The 20,218-nt window shown below is 67.8% G+C and carries 23 protein-coding genes; 9 read left to right on the forward strand and 14 right to left on the reverse strand.

Going from position 1 to position 20,218, the window contains the following annotated elements:
- Positions 1–35: 35 nt before the first annotated feature.
- Genes FHR04_RS12630 through FHR04_RS12640 form a run of 3 tightly spaced genes read right to left on the reverse strand, consistent with a single transcriptional unit; the run spans position 36 to position 2,964 of the window.
- Complete coding sequence (locus FHR04_RS12630; protein WP_139403768.1) at positions 36–1,382, reverse strand: DUF2254 domain-containing protein; 1,347 nt, start codon at positions 1,380–1,382, stop codon at positions 36–38.
- A complete protein-coding gene (locus tag FHR04_RS12635; RefSeq protein WP_139403769.1) occupies positions 1,379–2,362 on the reverse strand; it encodes a mechanosensitive ion channel family protein in 984 nt (327 codons plus the stop codon). Before FHR04_RS12635 ends, FHR04_RS12630 begins: the two co-directional genes overlap by 4 nt.
- Before the next feature lie 50 nt (positions 2,363–2,412).
- Positions 2,413–2,964, reverse strand: a complete 552-nt coding sequence (locus FHR04_RS12640) for a DUF421 domain-containing protein (RefSeq protein ID WP_139403770.1) — start codon at positions 2,962–2,964, stop codon at positions 2,413–2,415.
- A 111-nt stretch (positions 2,965–3,075) separates the two neighbouring features.
- Here FHR04_RS12640 and FHR04_RS12645 point away from each other — a divergent pair, with 111 nt between their 5' ends.
- Positions 3,076–5,508, forward strand: coding sequence for a glutamine--tRNA ligase/YqeY domain fusion protein (locus FHR04_RS12645; RefSeq protein WP_139403771.1), 2,433 nt, complete (start codon positions 3,076–3,078; stop codon positions 5,506–5,508).
- Positions 5,509–5,558: 50 nt separating this feature from the next.
- Here FHR04_RS12645 and FHR04_RS12650 read toward each other — a convergent pair whose 3' ends face one another.
- Positions 5,559–7,016: a tetratricopeptide repeat protein gene (locus FHR04_RS12650; RefSeq protein ID WP_139403772.1), complete on the reverse strand. Its 1,458-nt coding sequence runs from the start codon at positions 7,014–7,016 to the stop codon at positions 5,559–5,561.
- A 68-nt stretch (positions 7,017–7,084) separates the two neighbouring features.
- On the opposite strand from FHR04_RS12650, the gene FHR04_RS12655 reads away from it, so the two are divergent.
- Positions 7,085–7,558, forward strand: a complete 474-nt coding sequence (locus tag FHR04_RS12655; protein ID WP_139403773.1) for an ATP-dependent metallopeptidase FtsH/Yme1/Tma family protein — start codon at positions 7,085–7,087, stop codon at positions 7,556–7,558.
- 122 nt (positions 7,559–7,680) lie between these two features.
- Complete coding sequence (ftsH, locus tag FHR04_RS12660) at positions 7,681–9,549, forward strand: ATP-dependent zinc metalloprotease FtsH (protein ID WP_139403774.1); 1,869 nt, start codon at positions 7,681–7,683, stop codon at positions 9,547–9,549.
- A 67-nt stretch (positions 9,550–9,616) separates the two neighbouring features.
- On the opposite strand, the gene FHR04_RS12665 is transcribed toward ftsH, so the two are convergent.
- Genes FHR04_RS12665 through FHR04_RS12695 form a run of 7 tightly spaced genes read right to left on the reverse strand, consistent with a single transcriptional unit; the run spans position 9,617 to position 12,606 of the window.
- Positions 9,617–10,132 (reverse strand): DinB family protein, encoded by a 516-nt coding sequence (locus FHR04_RS12665; RefSeq protein ID WP_139403775.1) that lies wholly within the window; start codon positions 10,130–10,132, stop codon positions 9,617–9,619.
- Positions 10,132–10,653: a DinB family protein gene (locus tag FHR04_RS12670; RefSeq protein WP_139403776.1), complete on the reverse strand. Its 522-nt coding sequence runs from the start codon at positions 10,651–10,653 to the stop codon at positions 10,132–10,134. Before FHR04_RS12670 ends, FHR04_RS12665 begins: the two co-directional genes overlap by 1 nt.
- A 43-nt stretch (positions 10,654–10,696) precedes the next feature.
- On the reverse strand, positions 10,697–11,206 hold the full coding sequence (locus tag FHR04_RS12675; RefSeq protein ID WP_139403777.1) for a DinB family protein: 510 nt from the start codon (positions 11,204–11,206) through the stop codon (positions 10,697–10,699).
- A gap of 31 nt (positions 11,207–11,237) precedes the next feature.
- Positions 11,238–11,528 carry a DUF1905 domain-containing protein gene (locus FHR04_RS12680; protein ID WP_139403778.1) on the reverse strand — a complete coding sequence of 97 codons (291 nt, stop codon included), beginning with the start codon at positions 11,526–11,528 and terminating at the stop codon, positions 11,238–11,240.
- 18 nt (positions 11,529–11,546) lie between these two features.
- A complete protein-coding gene (locus tag FHR04_RS12685) occupies positions 11,547–11,729 on the reverse strand; it encodes a hypothetical protein (protein ID WP_139403779.1) in 183 nt (60 codons plus the stop codon).
- Between the two features lie 9 nt (positions 11,730–11,738).
- Complete coding sequence (locus tag FHR04_RS12690) at positions 11,739–12,128, reverse strand: DUF3224 domain-containing protein (RefSeq protein ID WP_139403780.1); 390 nt, start codon at positions 12,126–12,128, stop codon at positions 11,739–11,741.
- Positions 12,118–12,606, reverse strand: a complete 489-nt coding sequence (locus FHR04_RS12695) for a DinB family protein (RefSeq protein WP_139403781.1) — start codon at positions 12,604–12,606, stop codon at positions 12,118–12,120. Before FHR04_RS12695 ends, FHR04_RS12690 begins: the two co-directional genes overlap by 11 nt.
- Positions 12,607–12,677: 71 nt before the next feature.
- On the opposite strand from FHR04_RS12695, the gene FHR04_RS12700 reads away from it, so the two are divergent.
- Entirely contained in the window at positions 12,678–13,688 is a 1,011-nt protein-coding gene (locus FHR04_RS12700; RefSeq protein ID WP_139403782.1) for a helix-turn-helix transcriptional regulator, read from the forward strand.
- Between the two features lie 8 nt (positions 13,689–13,696).
- The gene (locus FHR04_RS12705) at positions 13,697–15,010 is read left to right on the forward strand and encodes a thymidine phosphorylase (RefSeq protein WP_139403783.1); all 1,314 of its coding nucleotides are present in this window, start codon (positions 13,697–13,699) and stop codon (positions 15,008–15,010) included.
- A gap of 43 nt (positions 15,011–15,053) precedes the next feature.
- Here the strand turns inward: FHR04_RS12705 and FHR04_RS12710 are convergent, their stop codons facing one another.
- Positions 15,054–15,452, reverse strand: coding sequence for a cell division protein FtsB (locus FHR04_RS12710; RefSeq protein WP_249039109.1), 399 nt, complete (start codon positions 15,450–15,452; stop codon positions 15,054–15,056).
- 135 nt (positions 15,453–15,587) lie between these two features.
- On the opposite strand from FHR04_RS12710, the gene FHR04_RS12715 reads away from it, so the two are divergent.
- The 4 genes from FHR04_RS12715 (at position 15,588) to FHR04_RS12730 (ending at position 17,875) form a co-directional block, all read left to right on the forward strand.
- Positions 15,588–16,049: an acyl-CoA thioesterase gene (locus FHR04_RS12715; protein ID WP_039681579.1), complete on the forward strand. Its 462-nt coding sequence runs from the start codon at positions 15,588–15,590 to the stop codon at positions 16,047–16,049.
- Positions 16,046–16,342 carry a hypothetical protein gene (locus tag FHR04_RS12720; protein ID WP_039681580.1) on the forward strand — a complete coding sequence of 99 codons (297 nt, stop codon included), beginning with the start codon at positions 16,046–16,048 and terminating at the stop codon, positions 16,340–16,342. Before FHR04_RS12715 ends, FHR04_RS12720 begins: the two co-directional genes overlap by 4 nt.
- Positions 16,343–16,410: 68 nt before the next feature.
- Positions 16,411–17,319 carry an ROK family protein gene (locus tag FHR04_RS12725; protein ID WP_139403784.1) on the forward strand — a complete coding sequence of 303 codons (909 nt, stop codon included), beginning with the start codon at positions 16,411–16,413 and terminating at the stop codon, positions 17,317–17,319.
- Positions 17,320–17,410: 91 nt separating this feature from the next.
- Positions 17,411–17,875, forward strand: a complete 465-nt coding sequence (locus tag FHR04_RS12730) for an HD domain-containing protein (RefSeq protein WP_249039110.1) — start codon at positions 17,411–17,413, stop codon at positions 17,873–17,875.
- 85 nt (positions 17,876–17,960) lie between these two features.
- Here the strand turns inward: FHR04_RS12730 and groL are convergent, their stop codons facing one another.
- Both groL and groES read right to left on the reverse strand, forming a co-directional pair.
- Positions 17,961–19,604, reverse strand: a complete 1,644-nt coding sequence (groL, locus tag FHR04_RS12735; protein WP_039681583.1) for a chaperonin GroEL — start codon at positions 19,602–19,604, stop codon at positions 17,961–17,963.
- A 127-nt stretch (positions 19,605–19,731) separates the two neighbouring features.
- Positions 19,732–20,019 carry a co-chaperone GroES gene (gene groES / locus FHR04_RS12740; protein ID WP_039681584.1) on the reverse strand — a complete coding sequence of 96 codons (288 nt, stop codon included), beginning with the start codon at positions 20,017–20,019 and terminating at the stop codon, positions 19,732–19,734.
- Positions 20,020–20,218: the final 199 nt, after the last annotated feature.

A 20,218-nucleotide genomic window follows, 5' to 3' on the forward strand; every position in this document is an offset into this window, starting at 1 on the left:
CAGGCGGCGTTTCACCCTCACCACGTCTCCATCTCTCAGTTGGCCCGCCCCCCCTGTGCCTGCCGCACCGCATGCCGGGCGGCCTCGTGCACCTCGGCGTCCTGGCCGTTCGCCAGGGTGTCGAGCAGGGCCTGGTAACGGCGCTCGATGTCGGTGCGGTCGCCGGAGTTCTCAATGTTCGCCAGGGCGTCCTCGCGCACCAGTTCGGCGTGGTGACGGATCACGGCGCGGCGCTCGGTGTCGTTCAGGCACGAGGCGGTCGTCCGGAAGACCTCCAGCAGCCGCAGCATCACGCTGGGGCTGCCCTTGCCGTACTGGCGGATCATGTTGAACATGCTGCCGGTCAGGCCCGTGAAATCGGTCACCGGCACCACCAGCCGCAACACCTGATCCTGGTAAGACACGCCGTCGGGCCAGCGGCGATCCTGCAGGCTGCACAGCGCGTCGCCAAAGCGGTCGATCACGTCGATGGCCGTCACCGGGTCGTTCACGCCGGGGCTCAGGGCGCGGGCAGCCACCTCGGCCAGCTGGCGCACGCTGTATTCCAGATCCTGTCCCACGGTGCGGCGGTCACCCAGTGTCAGGGCGTCCATCACACCGTCCGGCAGCCGGGGCACGCCCACCGCGATCACCGAGTTGGGAAACACGTAGTCGCCGGGCCGGACGTGCAGCAGCAGGGCCACATCTGCCGCCCGCGCGCGCTCCAGCAGCAGGTCGTTGTCCATCAGTTGCAGGTAGCCGCCCCTGGGGGCGTGCAGCACCTCGCCGTTCGTCCAGAATTCCGGCGGCGGGGCCACGGCCGTGTCCTGATCCGGATCGTCTTTCAGGGTGGCGTTCATCAGCGAGTCGCGCATGTCGTCGCGCAGCAAGTTGGCGACGTGGGTCATGTTGATCGAGCCGGTGACGTGCGCCAGGTAGTACACCAGCATGGCGACGCTCGCCAGCGCCAGCACCAGCGCGAAGGTCACGTTGAAATGCGGCACGAACGGCTGATCCTCGCTGCCGGTCACCGCGCGCAGGGTATACAGCGTGAAGGCGAAGGTGGCGATGAACGTGCCCAGCGTGAGCTGGTTGCCCCGGTCGCGCGTGAAGTTGTCCAGCAGGCGCGGCCCCATCGAGCCCGCCGCGTAGGAGAGCGCGGCGATGGTGATGGAAAAGACCGTGCCCGCCACCCCGATGCTGCTGCCCGCGATGGCCGACAGCAGGCTGCGCGAGCCGGTCTCGCCGCCGCCGTACACGAAGGTCAGGCCGTCCGGCACGCCGTAGGTTTCCTCGGCGCTGATGCCCGCCTCGGCCAGCAGCAGGGCCAGCACGGTCATGACCGCCGGAATGAACCAGAATTCCTGGCTGATCTGGCGCAGGCGCAGCCAGGTGCGTTTCATGACGCGGTGGCGTCCGGCTGCGGCTGTTCCTGCGCCGTCTCTTGCGCCTCACGCTGAAGCTGCTGCCGGGACTGGGGGTTGTTCCGGCGGGCGGGCCAGCCCTCGCGCTGCCGGGTGCGGTCACCGTCCGTCGCCTCGGTCTGATCGTGCAGCAACAGTTGCTGGGTGGGAAAGGGCAGGTCAAAGCCGGCGGCGGGCAGCGCGTTCCGGATGGCCTCCAGCACGCCGTCCTGCGCTTCCACCGCCTCCTTGCGGATGGGCGGATCGATCCAGAAGCGCACGTCCAGATTCACCGAGAAATCGCCCAGTTCCTTAACCAGCACGCTGGGGGCCGGATCGGTCAGCAGGCCGTCCAGCCCGCCCAGCGTTTTCAGGATCAGGGCGCGGGCCGCCGCGATGTCGTCGCCGTAGCCGATGCCCACCGTGACCGACAGGCGGCGCTGCGGGTAGGCGGTGTTCACGGTCACGCGGTTGGTGTACAGCTCGGAATTGGGAATCACCACCCGGCGGTTGTCATAGGTGCGCAGCAGCGTGGCGCGCACCTGAATGTCCTCCACGACGCCCTCGTGATCGCCGGAGACGATCTGATCGCCGATGCGGAAGGGGCGTGTCACCAGAATCAGCAGGCCCGCCAGCAGGTTCTGGAAGATGTCCTTGAACGCAAAGCCGATGGCCACCCCGCTGACCCCCAGCGCCCCGAACAGCGAGGCGGCCGTCAGGGTGGGGAAGATCACCGTCAGCGCCACCAGCACGCCCACCGCCAGCACCAGCCACGACACGATGCGCGAGAACACCAGCGCGATGCCCCGGGGCTGCCCGGCCCGCCCGGCCACGCTGGACACGGCGTTGCTGGCCAGCCGGGCGATCCCCAGGAAGATCACGAAGACCAGCAGGCCGATCAGGATGTTGGGAATGGTGACGAGAAAGCTCTGGAGCAGGTTCTGCATCCGCATCCAGACGGCGCTCAGTTCGAGATTCATGCGGCTCCCAGCGTACTGTGCGGGCGGTCAGCCCCGTGTTCGGGGGGCGTTCATGTCCCTTTGGGCGTTGGCTGGATGGCCGCGCTGATGCGGCCCCCCTCCGCCTCCTGCAACACGCTGATGCGCCCGCCGGACTCCAGCACCGCGAAGGCCACGCCCTCCACGTTGTTCACGCCCGCCTGCCGCAGTTCCTCGTACAGGATCGCCTCCGAGACGCGGGCCTGCCGCATGGCCCCGTGGCGAATCTGCCCGCGCTCCACCAGCACCACCGGGCCGTTGTCGAAGACCCGCTGGGCACGCTGCGAGCGGGCGCTGAGGCCCGAGATCAGCCCCTGGAGCAGCACCAGCACCAGCAGGCTCAGGCTGCTTTCCACGATGCTCTTGCCCAGAATGGCGCTGGCGACCAGCGACCCGGAGGCCACGTTGGTCAGAAAGTCGTAGGAGGTGAAGGTGGCGAAGGTGCGCGCCCCGAAGGTGCGGGCCAGGATCACGATGTAACTGAACAGCAGCAGCGTGCTCAGGATGATCCGCACCACCAGCCGCACCGACCAGCCGTTTTCCGGGGTCAGCAGATCGATCAGGACGTTCCACAGCAGTTCCATACGGCAGTCTGCGGGCTGGGCCGGGCGGGGCCGTGTGAGGGGCGCAGAGCCGGGACTCACGAATGGGGGCGGGGCGGTCATCCCGCATTCCTGCGCGGGTATGCTGGCACGATGACCGTGCCCGACGCCGACAAACCCAGTTCCGCCACCCCTGAAGCGTCCCCTGCGGCGCGGGTGGCCTCTGCCCAGCTCGACAACTACATCACCGAGATCGTCGAACGCGACCTGCAAAATGGCAAGTACGCGGGCATCGTGACCCGCTTTCCCCCCGAGCCCAACGGCTACCTGCACCTGGGCCACACCTTCGCGTCGTTTCTGGACTTCCAGACCGCCGTACAGTACGGGGGCCGCTACCACCTGCGGCTGGACGACACCAACCCGGAAGGCGAGTCGCAGGAATTCGCCGACGGCATCATGGCCGACCTGCGCTGGCTGGGCTGGGACTGGGGCGAGAACGTGTTCTACGCCTCCGACAATTTCGAGCGGTACTACGCCTACGCCGAGCAACTGATTCGGCAGGGCGACGCCTACGTGGACAGCGTGAGCGGCGAGGAGATGGCCCGCCTGCGCGGCGACGCCCACACCCCCGGCACGCCCAGCCCGTACCGCGAGCGGGACGTGGAGGAAAATCTCGACCTGTTCCGCCGCATGCGTGCTGGGGAGTTCGCGGACGGAGCACACGTGCTGCGCGGCAAGATCGACCTGTCCAGCCCCAACATGAAGCTGCGCGATCCGGTGTTGTACCGCATCAAGCGGGCGTGGCACTACCGCGCCGGGGACGCGTGGTGCATCTACCCCATGTACGACTTCCAGCACCCCCTGCAGGACGCCATCGAGGGCGTGACCCACAGCATGTGCAGCCTGGAGTTCGTGGACAACCGCGCCATCTACGACTGGCTGATGGAGCGCCTCTCGTTCGCCCCGCGCCCGCACCAGTACGAGTTCGGGCGGCGCAGCCTGGAATACACCATTGTCAGCAAGCGCAAGCTGCGGCAGCTGGTGGAGGGCGGCCACGTCAGCGGCTGGGACGATCCGCGCATGCCCACCCTGCGCGCCCAGCAGCGGCTGGGGGTCACGCCGCAGGCGGTGCTGGCCTTTGCCCGCCAGATCGGCGTGAGCCGCACCAACCGCACCGTGGACATTGCCGTCTACGAGAACGCGGTGCGCGACGACCTGAACCACAAGGCCCCGCGCGTGATGGCGGTGCTCGAGCCGCTGCGTGTGACGCTGGAGAATCTGGAGGAGACGCGAACGCTGCAGCTGCCGTACTGGCCGCATGACGTCGTGGCGGCCTCTGCCGACGGTCTGGTGGCCCTGCCAGACGGCGACCGGATGGCCCCCGCACAGGCGGTGCGCGAGGTCAGGCTGACCCGCGACATTTTCATCGAGCGTGAGGATTTCAGCGCCGATCCGCCCAAGGGCTACAAGCGGCTGACCCCCGGCGGCACGGTGCGCCTGCGCGGGGCGGGCATCATCCGCGCAGACCGCTTCGACACCGACGATGACGGCAACGTGACGCACCTCCACGCCACGCTGCTGGACGAGGGGGCGAAGGCGGGCGGTGTGATCCACTGGGTGGGCGCCCAAGACGCCATCCCCGCCGAGTTCCGGCTGTATGACCGCCTGTTCCGCGTGCCCAACCCCGAAGGCGAGCACCCCGACGACATGGTTCCCGACTTCGATCCCGAACAGCCCGGCCACGAGAGCGGGCCGCTGGACACCGGCTTCCTGCGTCACCTGAACCCCGACAGCCTGCGCGTCACGCGCGGGTACGTGGAGGCCAGCGTGGCCGCCGATCCCCACGACACCCGTTACCAGTTCGAGCGGCAGGGGTACTTCTGGCGCGATCCGGTGGACAGCCGGGGGGACGCCCTGGTGTTCGGGCGCATCATGACCCTCAAGGACGCCTGGGGGCAGACGCAAAAGGCCGAAAGTGGCAAGCCGAAGCCGGCGGGCAAGAAGCCCAGGGCCGACGCCGCCCCCGCTGCCTCAGGCGGCGTGCAACCCGCCCTGACCCCCCAGCAGGAGGCCGAAGTCACGCGCCTGACCCGGCTGGGCGCCGCCGAAGGGGACGCCAGGACGCTGGCGCGGGACGAGACCCTGCTGGCTTTCCTGGCCGACGCCACGCCGGGCGAAACGTTCGCGCAGGTGGCGTCGTGGACAGTCAACGATCTGGCGACGCCGCTGCGGGCCGGCACGGTGCGGGTGCGGGCCGCCGATCTCGCGCCGCTGGCCGGGCTGCTGGCCGCCGGCAAGGTGACCTCGCGGGTGGCCCGCGACGTGCTGGCCCGCGCCGCCGAATCCGGCGAGGCCCCCGCCGCCATCGTCGAGCGCGAGGGCCTGAGCGCCGGCCTGGACGACGCCGAACTGGAGCGCATCGTGGCCGGGGTGCTGGCGAACCACCCCGCCGAGACCGAGGCCTACCGGGGCGGCAAGACCGCGCTGCTGGGCTTTTTCACCGGTCAGGTGATGCGGGCCAGCCGGGGCAAGGCCGAGCCGGGCCGGGTGGCAGGAGTGTTGAAGGCGGCGCTGGACGCGGGCTGAGCGCAGGAAAACGCAGGGGGCCGGGTGATCTATCCCGGCCCCTGCTCCGGCTAGTTCAGCATCCGGCCGTCCTGCTGGCCCAGCAACGTCTGCGCCCGCGTCAACAGGTCTTGCAGGGTGCCGTGCCAGTCGTCGCTTTCGTGGGTGTGGGCCAGGGCCTGCTGGGCGTGGGCGACGGCGGCGGCGGGGTTGGGAAAGCCCTGCTGCGCCATCACGTCGGCGGCCATCTGGTGCCCGATGATCCAGTCGCGGCTGTCGGGGGCAGCCTCGCGCACCACCCGCTCGTAGTGCTCCAGCGCCTCGTCCAGCTGGAAGTAGTCCAGGGCCACGCTGCCCAGCACCAGACTGGCGGGGATCACCGCGCCCTGCGCCAGCGCCTGTTCGGCGGCCAGCTGCGCCTCGGGCATGCGGCCCAGGCGGTAGTCGCACTCGGCGATGTCGGCCAGCACCTCGGGCTGATACGGATAGTTGGGTTCGTTCAGGGCGATTTCCAGCCGGTCACGGGCCTCCACCGGGCGGTCCATGTCCAGCAGGGCCACGCCCAGCTCGTGGTTGGCGTAGGGACGGTCTCCTTCCTCGGCCAGTTGCAGCGCGGCCTCGAAGGCGGCGATGGCCTTTTCCTGCTGGCCCAGGTGGCTCAGAATCTGCCCGCGCAGCAGCGCCACCACGTAGCCCGGCGTGCCGTGCAGGCGCTCTAGCCGGTCGGCCTCACCGATCATCTCGAAGGCAGCTTCCGGCAGGTCCATCTGCAGCAGCGCCTGTGCCCGCAGGTAGTGCCAGGTGGCCAGGTTCAGGCCCTCATCCTCGGCTTGTGCGGGGTTGGCCCGCGCCGCCTGTTTGTTGCCGTACAGCAGCCGCGCGCTGTCCAGCACGGTCTTGGCCACCTCCGGCTGACCGTCCTGGATCAGCAGGGCGGCCTGCTCCTGCAGCATTACCGCGCGGTCCAGTCCGCCCGCCAGATGCGCGGCCTCGGCGTACAGGTGAATGGCGTCTTCGGTGTGGCCCAGCTGTTCCTGGCAGTCGGCCTGCCACGAGCGCAGCCGCCAGCGCAGATGCGGCGGCAGATCGCCCGTCGCCAGATGGATGTCCAGCGCGGCCTGCGGCTGCTCGGCCAGGGCCAGGGCGCACAGCGCGTGAAAGCGGGCCACTGGATCGGCGGCCTCGCGCGCGGCCTCTGTCGGCGGGGCCGCTTCCGGGCCGCGTGTGCGGGCCTCCAGCTCAGCGTTCAGGGCCAGGTACAGCGGATCATGCGTCGCCGCCGGATTCAGCGTGCGTGCCTCGGACAGCGCCGTGCCGAGCTGTTCGGTGGCCGCGTCGCCGTACAGCGCGTGCAGGCTGCCCAGGTACAGGCACAGGCGCGCCGCCGTGGGCTGCGCCGGTTGGCGCGGGCGCGCTTTCGCTGGCATGGCCTCCTCCAGCGCCGAATCCAGCACGCCAAACGCCGTCTCAAAGTCGCCCCCAGCCAGGGCCGTGCAAGCCTGTTGCCAGGTGGTGTCCGCGTCAATCATTCCCTGCCAGGATAGTCCATCCTTTAGGGGGTTGACCGTCAGTGGGGGGAGGCGCTCTTCTGCGGTCCATGACCCAGCCTCCGCCGTCCTCCCGCCCGCCCCCGTGGTTCAGCGCGCTGCTGCTGCCCGGCGTCGCGGCGTTGCTGCTTGTGGCCGCTGGCGCGTGGTTGTTCTGGACCCAGCTGCGCTCACCGCCCAGCGTGACCTACGCGCAATTTCAGACGCTGCTGGACGGCGGACAGGTCAGCCGCGTGGTGGTGAGGGAGATTACAGCCACCGTCGACCTGCGTGAACCGGCCCGTCCTGCCACCGTGCGTGTGCGTCTGCCCAGCAGCCTCGCCGTGCCGGACAGCAGTCTGATCACCGAACTGGAAACCCAGAACGTCGATTACCGCTTCGAGGCTCCCAGCCAGTGGCTCGGCATTCTGCTGAATGTCCTGCCCGTCATCCTGCTGATTGGCGTTCCAGTCTTTTTCCTGACCATTCTGCTGCTGTGGCTTCTGCGTCGCCGCAGCCCCCCAGGAAACCTTTCGGAACGCTAAAGACTGCCCCGGAATCACAGTTGTAATGCGGGACAATTTCATACACCTTGAGTCTGGTACACTCAAGTCTAGAAGGGGCGAAGTGCGCCCCAATTCCCCCCTTTCCCCCTGGAGGAACGTTCTTGAGGCGGCTCAACCCCTGGCTGATCGTATTATTCGTCCTGGCGCTGTTTTTAATGTTTTCGCAGACGCCCAACGGACGGGTCAATGTTAACTATAACGAATTCAAGACCCTGCTGGATCAGGGGAGCGTCTCGCAGGTCGTGGTGCGCGAGAACAACGCCAGTGTGGTCCTTAAGGCCCCCACCGACGTCAAGCTGGCCACCAACCCCGGCCAGCAGCCGCGTACCACCAACACCAGCAGCTTTTCCGTGCGCTTGCCCAGCAGCCTCGCGGTGCCGGACAGCAGCCTGATCACCGAACTGGAAACCCAGAACGTGGATTACCGCTTCGAGGCCCCCAGCCAGTGGCTCGGCATTCTGCTGAACTTCCTGCCCATCATTTTGCTGATCGGCCTGATGTACTTCTTCTTCATGCGTGCCCAGGGCGGCCAGAACGGCGTCATGCAGTTCGGGCAGAGCAAGGCCAAGAAGTACGGCAAGGAAAACCGCGTGCAGACCAAGTTCACCGACGTGGCTGGGCACGAGGAAGCCAAGAAGGAACTGATCGAAGTCGTGGACTTTCTCAAGAATCCCGGCAAGTACCACCAGATCGGTGCGGAGATTCCCAAGGGCGTGCTGCTCGTCGGCCCTCCCGGCACCGGGAAGACGCTGCTGGCCCGCGCGATTGCCGGGGAGGCGGACGTGCCGTTCTTCAGTGTCAGCGCGTCTGAATTCATGGAGATGTTCGTCGGCGTCGGCGCCAGCCGCGTGCGCACGCTGTTCGAGGACGCCCGGAAAAGTGCGCCCGCGATCATGTTCATCGACGAGATCGACTCGATTGGTCGCAAGCGTGGGGCGGGCATCGGCGGCGGTCACGATGAGCGCGAGCAGACCCTCAACCAGATCCTCTCGGAGATGGACGGCTTCGACAAGTCCAGCAACGTGATCGTGCTGGGCGCCACCAACCGGCCCGACGTGCTGGACCCGGCGCTGCTGCGCCCCGGCCGCTTTGACCGTCAGGTGACCATCGACCTGCCCACCATGAAGGAACGCGAGGCGATCCTCAAAGTTCACCTGCGCAACAAGCCGCTGGCCGACGGCGTGGACGTGAACGAGGTGGCCCGCAGCACACCGTACTTCTCGGGGGCGGATCTCAAGAACATCACCAACGAGGCCGCGCTGGAAGCCGCTCGCCTGAGCAAGACCCAGATCGACATGAGCGACTTCTACCGCGCGCTGGACAAGATCACGCTGGGGCTGGAAAACAGCTCGCTGAGCGTCAGCCCTGAGGAAAAGAAGGCCATCGCCTACCACGAGGCCGGACATGCCGTGACCGCCGCCGTGATTCCGGGCAGCGACAAGCTGCAGAAGGTCAGCATCATTCCACGTGGGCGGGCGCTGGGTGCGGCGTTCTACCTGCCGGAAGAGCAGGTGCTGATGAGCAAGGAGCGGCTGGAAAACCAGCTGGTCGTGGCGCTTGGGGGCCGAGCCGCCGAAGAAGTCTTCATGGGCAGCGTGACCTCGGGCGCAGCCGACGACTTCCGCAAGGCCACCAACATCGCCCGCAAGATGGTGCTGGAATGGGGCATGGGCGAGAACTTCAAGAACATGGCCCTGAGCAGCGATTCCGGCCCGGTGTTCCTGGGCGAGGACATGGCCCGCCCCAAAGCCTTCAGCGAGCACACCAGTCAGCTGGTGGACGAGGACGTCAAGCGCATCCTGAACCACGCCTTTGACCGCGCCCGTGCTCTGGTGGTCGAGTACAAGGCCGCCATGCACGAGGTGGCCGAGGCGCTGCTGACCCAGGAGCTGATTACCGGAGACGTGGTGCGCGACGCGGTGGCGAAGATTTCGCTGACCAAACCGCAGATGCCGCAGACGACGGCTTAAGCCTTCCTTCCAGAACAAAGCCCCCGCGTCTCGGCGGGGGCTTTTCGTGTTGGCCTGTGGCTGTGGTTTACGCCTTCAGGTTCGGCAGGTAGAACAGCAGGTCCAGCGACGGCGGCTTGATGCCCTGCGTCCGCAACAGCGCGGCGATCTGCGCGGTGTGCCTGACCTCGTGCAACATGACATGCCACAGCAGACCGTCCAGCTTGAAGTGTTCTTCCGGCGTGTCCTCCACCACGCGCTGCAACTCAGCGTCGGTCAGGGTGGACAGGTAGGTCAGGGTGCTCTGCTCCACCGCCCGCCAGTAGTCCAGCAGCTCTGAAAGCGGGAATCCGGCATATACAGGCCCGCTTCCGGCTGCTTTCAGGGCGGGAAATCCTTCCTCGACGGGCTTATCTTGCAGGATGGTGTAATGCAGCCAGCCGTCTTCCACGCCTGCGGTGTGGGCGATCAGATCCTTGATGCTCTGCATTCGGTCCCCGTCCAGCATGGGGCGGGACAGCACCTCATCCGGCACGCTTTCCAGCGTGGCCCACAGGTCGCGTCGGGCGCGGACGAGGTAGTCGTACAGTTCGGGAATCTTCATCATTCTCTCCAGATCGCCCAGTGCTCGTCCAGCGCGTCCATCTCTTCGGGCGTGCGCCCGCCTCGACGCAGCAGCGCCATGATCTGGCCCCGGTGGTGGCTGTCGTGAACGATGGTGTGTTGCAGGAAGTGTGCGGGGTTGGCCGCGTAGGCCCCCTCTTTCCAGGGATCGTCGAAGGCGCGGCCCTCGGCCAGCGCGGCCTGGACAGCTTGCAGGGCGGCCTCGTCTCCGGCGGTGAAGGCGGCGCCCAGCTCGTTCGGCGGGCTGTCCTGCCAGCGCCACAGGGGGTCACCGTCCGCGTCCTGGCGGGTGGGGTCAAGCAGCGGCCCCGTATGGGCGCGCGACAGATTCCACAGCCAGCCGACGCGAAAGCCCGCCATGTGCCGCAGAATCTGCGCGACGGTCTGCCCACCCTGACCGTCCGAGAGATCGTATTCCTCCGGTTTCAGGGCGTCCAGCAGAGCGGTGTTCACGCGGGCGTTGCGGCGGAAGGAGTCGTGAAGCAGGGTCAGATCGGACATGGAGTCTCCTGTGCGTCGCTGTGGTGGGGTTGGCGGGGGTGGGTCACTTGCGCCAGAGATCCCACTGCTGCTCCAGCCTGTCCAGCCGCTCCGGTGAGGCGCCGCTCTGGCGGAGCAGGGCGACGATCTGGCCCCGGTGGTTGGCGTCGTGGACGATCATATACAGCAGGAAGTGAGCCGGGTGGGACGCGAAGGTGTCCACGCCCCTTGGATCGGCGAACGGTTCTCCGCTGTCCAGATGGGCCTGCACGGCCTGGAGAGCGGCCTCGTCACCGGCGCTCAGCATGGCCCCGAGGGTGGCCCGGTCAGCCGTGTGCCAGCCCCAGATGGATTCCCCGCCCGTGAGGGCGAGGGCGGAGGCCGCGAAGGCCGGTGACATCTCCTGCAACCAGCCGCCGCGCGACGCGCCCATGTGACTGAGCAGCTGCGCGACGGTCATGCCGCCCTGGCCGTCGGAGCGGGCCAGATCGGCGTCGGTCAGTTCGTCCAGCAGGAAAGCATTCACGCGGGCATTGCGGCGGAACGCTTCAAACAGCAGGGTGGGATCGCTCATGGATTCTCCTCCGGGCAGACCATCAACCCACTCAACCCACTTCCAGCTGCACCGTCACCTCATCGCCTTCCTCGATCTGCTCGGCCGTCCTGACCGCCAGCTTGACGGGCAGGAGGTACAGCCCGTCTTTGGGAAACAGCGAGGTCTTCCAGACGGTCTCGCCCACCCTGACCGTGACCGGGATCATGCCCCAGCCGTAGGTGACGAAGCGGGCGGCGGCCCGTATGTCCTGGGCCTGCTCGGCCGGCACGGTCACGAAATGGTGCGGGGCGGGGCCTTTCCAGTACCAGACCGGGCCGCTGAACTCAAGGGTGAGGGACATGGTGTTCCAGACCGTGTGTCATGGCAGGCGCAGCAGCCAGGCTTGCGTCCTGTCGTCGGGATCAGGCCGCGCCTTGAACGTGTCCAGCGCCGGAAGGTGCGGGGGATTCAGGCGCTGGACGGGGACTGGTCTGACCTCGCCCGGCGCGCGGAGTGCTTCATCGCCGGTCTGGATGGGAGGACGCAAGGACGATCTGGGCATGTCCACCTCTCAGGTTTCGGGCAGCGTGTAGTCGAGGGTGTAGTGGTGTACGCCCTCCACGACGTTCAGCGTGAGCTCACCGCTCAGGCCAGCCAGCCCACCGCTCCCCGAATCGGGCACCACCCGGTAGGTCAGGCGCTGGCGCCCACGTTCGCTGACGCCCGTGTGAAAGAAGGCGAAACTTCCCTGGCGGCCGTTCAGCACGGCCTGCACGGTCTCGATGGCGACGTACACCGCCGAGCCGGCCACCGGCGTCATGCAGGTCAGCATTTCCACCACGCTGTGCCCGTCCAGCTCACCGCTCCACCGTTTGTCCAGCACCATCCGCCCGATGTCGGGAACGGTCTGGGCGGGGGCGTCAGCGCGCGGCTGGACGGTGAAGGTGCCGCTAGCGTTCATAGAAGGCGGGCGGCTCGGTGCCCAGTGCCCGCAGGAACACGTAGCCCTGGCCCCGGTGATGAATCTCGTTGTCGATGGTATAGATCGCCGCGTCCCAGCCGCTCATCTCGCCCCACGGCAGCGGGTGCACCTGCGAGAAGAAGTTGAGGTCTACGGTGGGCAGCTCGGCCTGAATGCGGGCCGTCAGTTCGTCCCAGACGCGCAGCAGTTCAACCCGGTCAGCGGAAGTGCCGTCGCGCCACTGGGGCATCGTCCACTCGCCCGTCCGCATGCCGTTCAGCGTGAGTTCGCTCACCTGATGGATTTCCCACGCCAGCACGCCGAAGGGACGCATGCCGCCTATGCTGAAGCTGAACAGCTGGTCTTCGGGAAACGCCTCGATCACGCGGCGGGACAGGCGGCGGTGGCCCTGCCAGTGGCCCAGAAACTGGGCGGGGGAGAGGATGGACGGGGAATCTACCGTGGGCGTATTTGTCATCTTGACCTCCGCCCACAGCGTAACTCCGATTCCCGTCAGCCTGTGTCTTCTTTGTGTGGCAGCATACAGGAATGTATGACCCCTCCATGCGGGTGCTGACCGTGCTGGAACTGCTGCAGGCCCGCGAAAGCGTGACCGGCGCGGAGCTGGCCCGCGTGCTGGAGGTCAGCCCGCGCACGGTGCAGCGCTACATTGCCCGGCTGCAAGACCTGGGCATTCCGGTGGAGGGGCGGCGCGGCGTGGGCGGGGCGTACCGCCTGAAACCCGGCTTCCGGCTGCCCCCGCTGATGTTTACGGGCGAGGAGGCGTTGAGTCTGGCGCTGGGCCTGCGGGCGCTGCATCTGCTGGGGCTGGGGGCGCTGGCCCCGGCGGCCCACGCGGCGGGCGCCAAGCTGGCCCGCACCCTGCCTCACGCCATCCGCGAGACGGTGGAGGCCCTGGAGGACGCGGTGCAACTGGACGCCTCGCCGTGGGTGGTGTCCACCGACGCGGCGCTGCTGTCCGGGCTGCTGGGGGCCGTTCACGGGGCGCGGACGGTGGAGTTCGCGTACGCCTCGCCGCACTCCTCCCGCCAGACCCGCCGGGTGGACGTGTACCGCGCGCTGCATCTGGACGGGCGCTGGTACGCGGTGGGCCGTTGCCACCTGCGGGACGCCCTGCGCTCGTTCCGCGTAGACCGCATGGCCGATCTGCGCGTGCTGGACGTGACGTTTACCGCGCCGCCCGGTTTCGACGCGCTGGCCTACCTGCGCTCCACCCTGCCGTTGCCCGCGCCCGCCGCGCAGATCAGCGTGTGGCTCGACGCCCCACCCGAGGAATTGCGGGGCCGCGTCTCGGTGTGGTTCACCCACCTCGGCGCGGAGGCCGGGGGCACCCGCCTGCGGGCCGAACGCAACGATCTGGGGGGATTCGCCGCCTTTCTGCTGGGCCTGGACTGCGACTTCCGGGTGGATGGCCCGCCCGAACTGCGGGCCGTGTTCGCACGGCTGGGGGCGCGCTGCGCGGTGCTGGGCAGTGGCTCGCCTGCCAGCCCTGGAGCCGCAGGGCACGCGAACGGCAAAGCGGCGTCTCACAGCCGCTAGACTGGCCCATGCCTTCCTCCCCTGCCTTCAACGTGCCCGACCTGATCCGCAAGAAACGCGATGGTGAGGAGCATTCGCGCGCCGAACTGGAGGCGCTGGTGCTGGGCTACACGCGCGGCGAGGTGCCCGACTACCAGATCAGCGCGTGGCTGATGGCCGTGTACCTGAAGGGCATGACCCCCCAGGAAACCGCAGACCTGACGGCGGTGATGGCCGCCAGCGGCGATGGACTGGATCTGGAGGGCTTGCCGCGCACCGTGGACAAGCACAGTACCGGCGGCGTGGGCGACAAGACCAGCCTGATCCTGACTCCCATGCTGGCGGCGCTGGGCCTGACGGTGGCCAAGATGAGCGGGCGCGGGCTGGCGCACACCGGCGGCACCATCGACAAGCTGGAGAGTTTTCCCGGCTGGACGTCGGAACTCTCGGAGGAGCGCTTCTTGGCCCAGGCCCGCGACATCGGCCTCGCGCTGGTGGGACAGTCCAAAGACCTGGCCCCCGCCGACGGCCAGCTGTACGCCCTGCGTGACGTGACGGCCACGGTGGACTGCCTGCCGCTGATCGCCTCCTCCATCATGAGCAAGAAGCTGGCGTCCGGGGCGCATACGGTGGTGCTGGACGTGAAGGTGGGCGCGGGTGCGTTCATGAAAACCCTCGACGATGGCCGAGGGCTGGCCCGCGCGATGGTGGACATCGGCACCCGCGCCGGGCGGCAGGTGCGCGCCGTGCTGACCGACATGGACACCCCGCTGGGTCATCTGGCGGGCAACAGCCTGGAGGTGCAGGAGGCGCTGGCCACCCTGCGCGGCGAGGGGCCAGAGGACCTGACCGAGTTGTGCGTGGCCCTGGCAGTGGAGGCCCTGGCCGCCTACGGCGAGGACGAGACCCAGGCCGAGGCCCGCGCCCACGTGACGCTGCACGACGGCTCGGCGCTGGCGAAATTCCGCGCCTTCGTGGCGGCGCAGGGCGGCGATCCGGCGCTGGTGGACGATCCGGCGCTGCTGGACGTGGCCCCCGGACGCGCCGAGATCACGGCCCCCCGTGCCGGGTTCGTGGAGCGCATCGACGCCCTGAGCGTGGGCCGCGCCGTGCTGGCGCTGGGCGGCGGCCGCGAACGCAAGGGCGAGGCCATCGATCATGGCGTCGGCGTGGAACTGGTCAGAAAGCCGGGCGAGGCGGTGGCGGTGGGCGATGTGGTCCTGCGGCTGTATCACCGCGACGGGCGCGGTCTGGACACGGCCCAGCGCCTGCTGGCGGACGGCCTGAGCCTGGCCGATACGGCGCCAGCGCCAGAACAGCTGATTCTGGACCGGGTCTTCTAGCCGCCGGGAGCGCTGAACTCCCCCCAAGATGGGCCTTGAGTGGTCAGGGCAGCCGCAGCGCCCGGCAGTTCTCACCGGGGCTTTCGGGCGCGTCCGGGCTGACAACCACGCGCTCGTTCTGGCCCACGAAGCCCTGACAGCGGGCCAGTTCGCGCAGGTAGCCGGGGGTATTGGCGTTGGTCTCGGCGTCCTGCAATACCTGCACGTCGCGCTCCAGGCCCTGAATGCGACCCTGGGCCTCCTGGGTCTGGCGGGTCCAGGTGACGCTGCGGTAGCCGGTATTGATGAGCTGGAAGCTGAGCTGCACGATGCCCAGGCCCGCCAGCAGACTCGTCAGCATCATGGTCAGGGGCAGTCGGGTCAGGCGCCGCAGGTTCACCCGGCCCCCCTCCGTCTGACGGGAGGAGGCGGGCGGGGGCGGGGGCGCGGGCGCGTCGGTCATGCGGGTTCCAGCATAGCGCCCGGTTATATGGGCCGGGATGAGGCAGACGCCACGTCGTGGGCGTGGCGCCACGCCACACAGGCGCGCCGCGCACGGGCTGCTGGCTGCTGGCCGGGGACCGCTACACTACGGGGTATGACCGCTCAGCCTTCTGCTGCCCCCTCTGGCGGGCGCATTCCCGCCCTGAACTGGGACGACGCCCACCGCACCAGCATCCAGCTGCGTTTTGCCGATGTGGACGCCATGGGGCACGTGAACAACGCCCGCTACGCCGAATTCCTGGAGGTAGCGCGCATGGACATGTCGGCGGCACTGGGCATCCAGGGCGACGATGACCGTTCCATGCTGGCCCGTCTGGAGCTGGACTACGTGCGCGAGATCCGGCTGGGTCAGACTGTGTTCATCGAGTCGCTGGTGGAGCGGGTGGGCCGCAGCAGCTGGACCGTGGCGGCCCGCTTCGTGGCCGACAACGTGCCGTGCGCCTTCGCCCGCTCGGTGCAGGTGCGCGTGAATGCCGATCACGTGCCCGAAGCGCTGCCCCCGCGTTTCCGCGAACTGGTGGCGCCGCTGCTGGCGCACGGCGCACCGGAATCATGAGCGGTCCCTCGCGCAACAACCAGTACGACGACCGCGTGCTGTACCAGGGCGATCCCTGGGTGCGCCTGGACACCCTGCCGCGCCTGCTGGCCGAGGGCTGGCGGCGCACCCTGTGGGACGGCGGCGTGGTCAGCGTGGTCCGCACGCCGTTTCAGTGGGCGATGGGGTCCCCGGTGATCGAGATCGAGACCGGCGGCTACATGGGCGACGTGGGCCTGTACGTGCCGCAGGTGCAGCTGGCCGAGGCGCTGGAACTGCTGGGCTTCGATCCAGAAGAGCCGGCGGACGGCTAGAGTCGGCGGGATACAGTGAGCCGTTGACCGTTGCGCCTTCCCATCTCATTTCCGTACCAGGAGTCTCCATGACCATTTTGCCCCTGTCCGAACAGCTCAGCATCGGCGTGGATGTCGGCGGCACCAAGATCGCCACCGGCGTGCTGCGCGGCGACGAGTTGCAGGACCGCCACGTCCAGCCCACCCCCGAGACCGGCTGGGAAGCGGTGCTGGACGCCGTGGCCGCCCAGATTCTTGACCTCCAGGCCAAGCACCCCGACGCCCGCCTGATCGGCGTGGGCATTCCGGGGCCGCTGAACAGCGACCGCACCCGCGTCAAATTCGCCCCCAACATCTACGGCTTTACCGACGTGCCGATGGTGGACGGCCTGCTGGAGCGGCTGTCGCAGCGCATCGTGCTGGAAAACGACGCCAAGGCCGCCGCGCTGGCCGAGGCGCACCTGGGCGCGGCGCGCGGCACCGAGAGCAGCATCTACGTGACGGTCAGCACCGGCATCGGCGCGGGCATCGTCCTCAACGGGCGTATCTGGCGCGGGCGGCACGGCGTGGCCGGGGAGCTGGGACACATCACGGTGATGCCCGGCGGCCCGGTCAGCGGCGCGGGGCTGGACGGCGCGCTGGAGGCGGTGGCCAGCGGCACGGCGATTGCCCGCGACGCCAGCTACGCCCTGAACCGCGACGTGACCACCGCCGAGGCGTTCACGCTGGCGCAGCAGGGCCATCCCGGCGCGCGGCGCGTGATCGCGCAGGCCCTGAAGCATGTGGGGGTGGCACTGGCGGACCTACAAAAGGTGATCGACCCCGAAGTGTTCGTGATCGGCGGCGGCGTGGCGAGCGTGGGCGATTACTTTTTCCACGGGGTGCAGGCCGCCGCCGACGAGTACGCCAAGGGCTTCGCGCCGGTGACCATCCGCCGCGCTCAGCTGGGGCCGGATGCGGGCGTGATCGGCGCGGCGCTGGCGGCCCGCTACGGCTGAGATCACGCTGCTGGACGCTGCGGAGGCCTTCGCCCTCCCGCATTACGAGGCAGCGGGGCGGTTTTACCACAATGCCGCCCACGTCCGCGCCATGCTGGATGCACTGGACTCGCGCGGCGTGCTGACCCCGGCGCTGGCCCTGGCGGTGTGGGGCCACGATCTGATCTACGACGCCAGAGCGGTCGACAACGAGGAACGCAGCGCTTCAGCGTTTGACCATTGGCTGGCCGCGCAGGGGGGCTGCGCCGAGCTTCGACAGGAGGTTCGGGCGCTGATTCTGGCGACAAAACACAGCGCGCCGCCCGTGGGCCGTGCCGAAGCCCTGCTGGTGGACGCCGATCTGGCGATCCTGGGCGCATCTGCCGCTGAGTTTGCTGCCTATGACGCCGCCATCCAGCAGGAATACGCGCATGTTCCGGCGTTGCTGTACCGCCCCGGCCGCAAGAAAGTCCTGCGCGGCTTTCTGGATCGTCCGCGGATTTACACGACGCCGGAGTTCGCGGATCTGGAGGCCCAGGCGCGGGCAAATCTGGCGAGGGCAGTGGCGCAGCTGTAGATCCGGCTGACCACATCGCCACATCACTTTGGGGCATCAAAAAAGCCGGAGCATCACGCCCCGGCTTCTCTTCTTCCCTACGTGCTTAGAAGTCCATCCCGCCCATGTCGCCGCCGCCCATGCCGCCTGCAGGCTGGGCCTGCTGCTTCTCGGGCTTGTCGGAGACGATGGCCTCGGTGGTCAGGATCAGCGCGCCGATGCTGGCGGCGTTCTGCAGCGCGGTGCGCGTCACCTTGGCGGGGTCGACGATGCCGGCGGCCACCATGTCGTCCACGTACTCGCCGGTCGCGGCGTTGAAGCCGTAGCGGGGCTTGTCGCTGTTGATCACGGCGTTCACGATGACGCTGCCTTCCTCGCCGGCGTTCACGGCGATCTGGCGGGCGGGCTCTTCCAGGGCGCGGATCAGGATACGTGCGCCGGTGGCCTCGTCGCCGGTCAGGCTCTCGGCGGCCTTGCGGACGGCGGGAATGATGCGCAGCAGCGTGGTGCCGCCGCCCGCGACGATGCCTTCCTCAACCGCCGAGCGGGCGGTGGACAGGGCGTCCTCGTAGCGGTGCTTCTTTTCCTTCAGTTCGGTTTCGGTGGCGGCGCCGACGCGGATCACGGCCACGCCGCCGGCCAGCTTCGCCAGACGCTCCTGGAGCTTTTCCTTGGCGTAGTCGCTGTCGGTGGTGTCCAGTTCGCCCTTGATGGCGTTGACGCGGGCGTCGATCTCGCTCTGCTCACCCTTGCCGTCCACGATGGTGGTTTCGTCCTTGGTGATGCGGATGCGCGCGGCGCTGCCCAGCATGTCCAGGCCGGTGTTTTCCAGCTTGTGGCCCAGATCCTCGCTGACCACCTGACCGCCGGTGACGGCGGCGATGTCGCGCAGCATTTCCTTGCGGCGGTCGCCGAAGCCCGGAGCCTTGACGGCGGCGATGTTCAGCGTGCCGCGCAGCTTGTTGACCACCAGAGTCGCCAGCGCTTCGCCTTCCACGTCTTCGGCGATGATCAGCAGCGGACGGCCGGTCTGCGCCGCCTTCTCCAGCACGGGCAGCAGGTCCTTGAGGTTGCTGATCTTCTTTTCCACGATCAGGATGTAGGCGTCTTCGAGGACGGCTTCCATCTTCTCGGGGTTGGTCACGAAGTAGGGGTTGATGAAACCCTTGTCGAACTGCATGCCTTCCACGACGTCCACTTCGGTGTCGAAGCCCTTGGACTCCTCGATGGTGATGACGCCTTCCTTGCCCACCTTGTCCATCGCGCTGGCGATTTCCTGGCCGACCTGCTCGTCGTTGGCGCTGATGCCCGCAACCTTCTTGATGGCGTCGCTGTCCTCAACGGGCACGGCCAGCTTCTGGATTTCCTCGACGGCGGCGATCACGGCCTTGTCGATGCCGCGCTTCAGGGCCAGCGGGTTGGCGCCGGCGGCGACGTTCCGCAGGCCTTCCTTGACGATGGCCTGGCCCAGCACGGTGGCGGTGGTGGTGCCGTCCCCGGTGATGTCGTTGGTCTTGCTGGCGACTTCCTTCAGCAGCTGCGCGCCGATGTTCTCCAGCTTGTCTTCCAGCTCGATTTCCTTGGCGACGGTGACGCCGTCCTTGGTGATCGTGGGGCTGCCGAACTTCTTCTCGATGACCACGTTGCGGCCACGGGGTCCCAGGGTCACTTTGACGGCGTTGGCGACGGCGTTGACGCCACGTTCCAGGCTGCGGCGGGCGGATTCATCAAATACGAGTTGTTTAGCCATGTTGGGATACTCCTTCGGAGTGTCTAAGGGTCAAACCGTCTAAAGGTCTAACCGCTTAAAGATGGGGGGTTCCATTGACCTTCTCCGTAGGGGAGAGGGCCTGGCGAAGCCAGGGGTGAGGGGTCTCTTACTCGACGATGGCGAGAATGTCGCGCTCGGCCAGGATCGAGTAGTTCTTGCCTTCCAGGTTGACTTCGGTGCCGCCGTACTTGGCGAAGTACACGGTGTCGCCTTCCTTGACGTCCAGGGCGACGCGGGTGCCGTTGTCCAGCATCTTGCCGCTGCCGACGGCAATGACCTTGCCGCGCTGGCTCTTTTCCTTGGCCGAATCGGGGACGTACAGGCCGCCCGCCGTCTTCTGCTCGGTTTCCTCGACGATTTCCACCAGGACACGATCACCTAAAGGTTTAAGCATGGATATTCCTCCTGCGAATGAAGTTTGGGGCCGTAACCGTGCCTCCAGCTTTGATGCGCTGGCTCGGCAGGTTTTCGCCGTTCCGCACGCGAGAATAGTCTTGTCAGGCTAAAAATGTCAAGCGGCGCAGTCCAAGAAGTTGAGTCTGATGCGCTCAAGGTGCGCCAGCACGTCTAAACAGCGTATACCCGCTTCACCT

Origin of the sequence: Deinococcus radiopugnans ATCC 19172 (genome assembly GCF_006335125.1) — a bacterium.
Taxonomy (GTDB): domain Bacteria; phylum Deinococcota; class Deinococci; order Deinococcales; family Deinococcaceae; genus Deinococcus; species Deinococcus radiopugnans.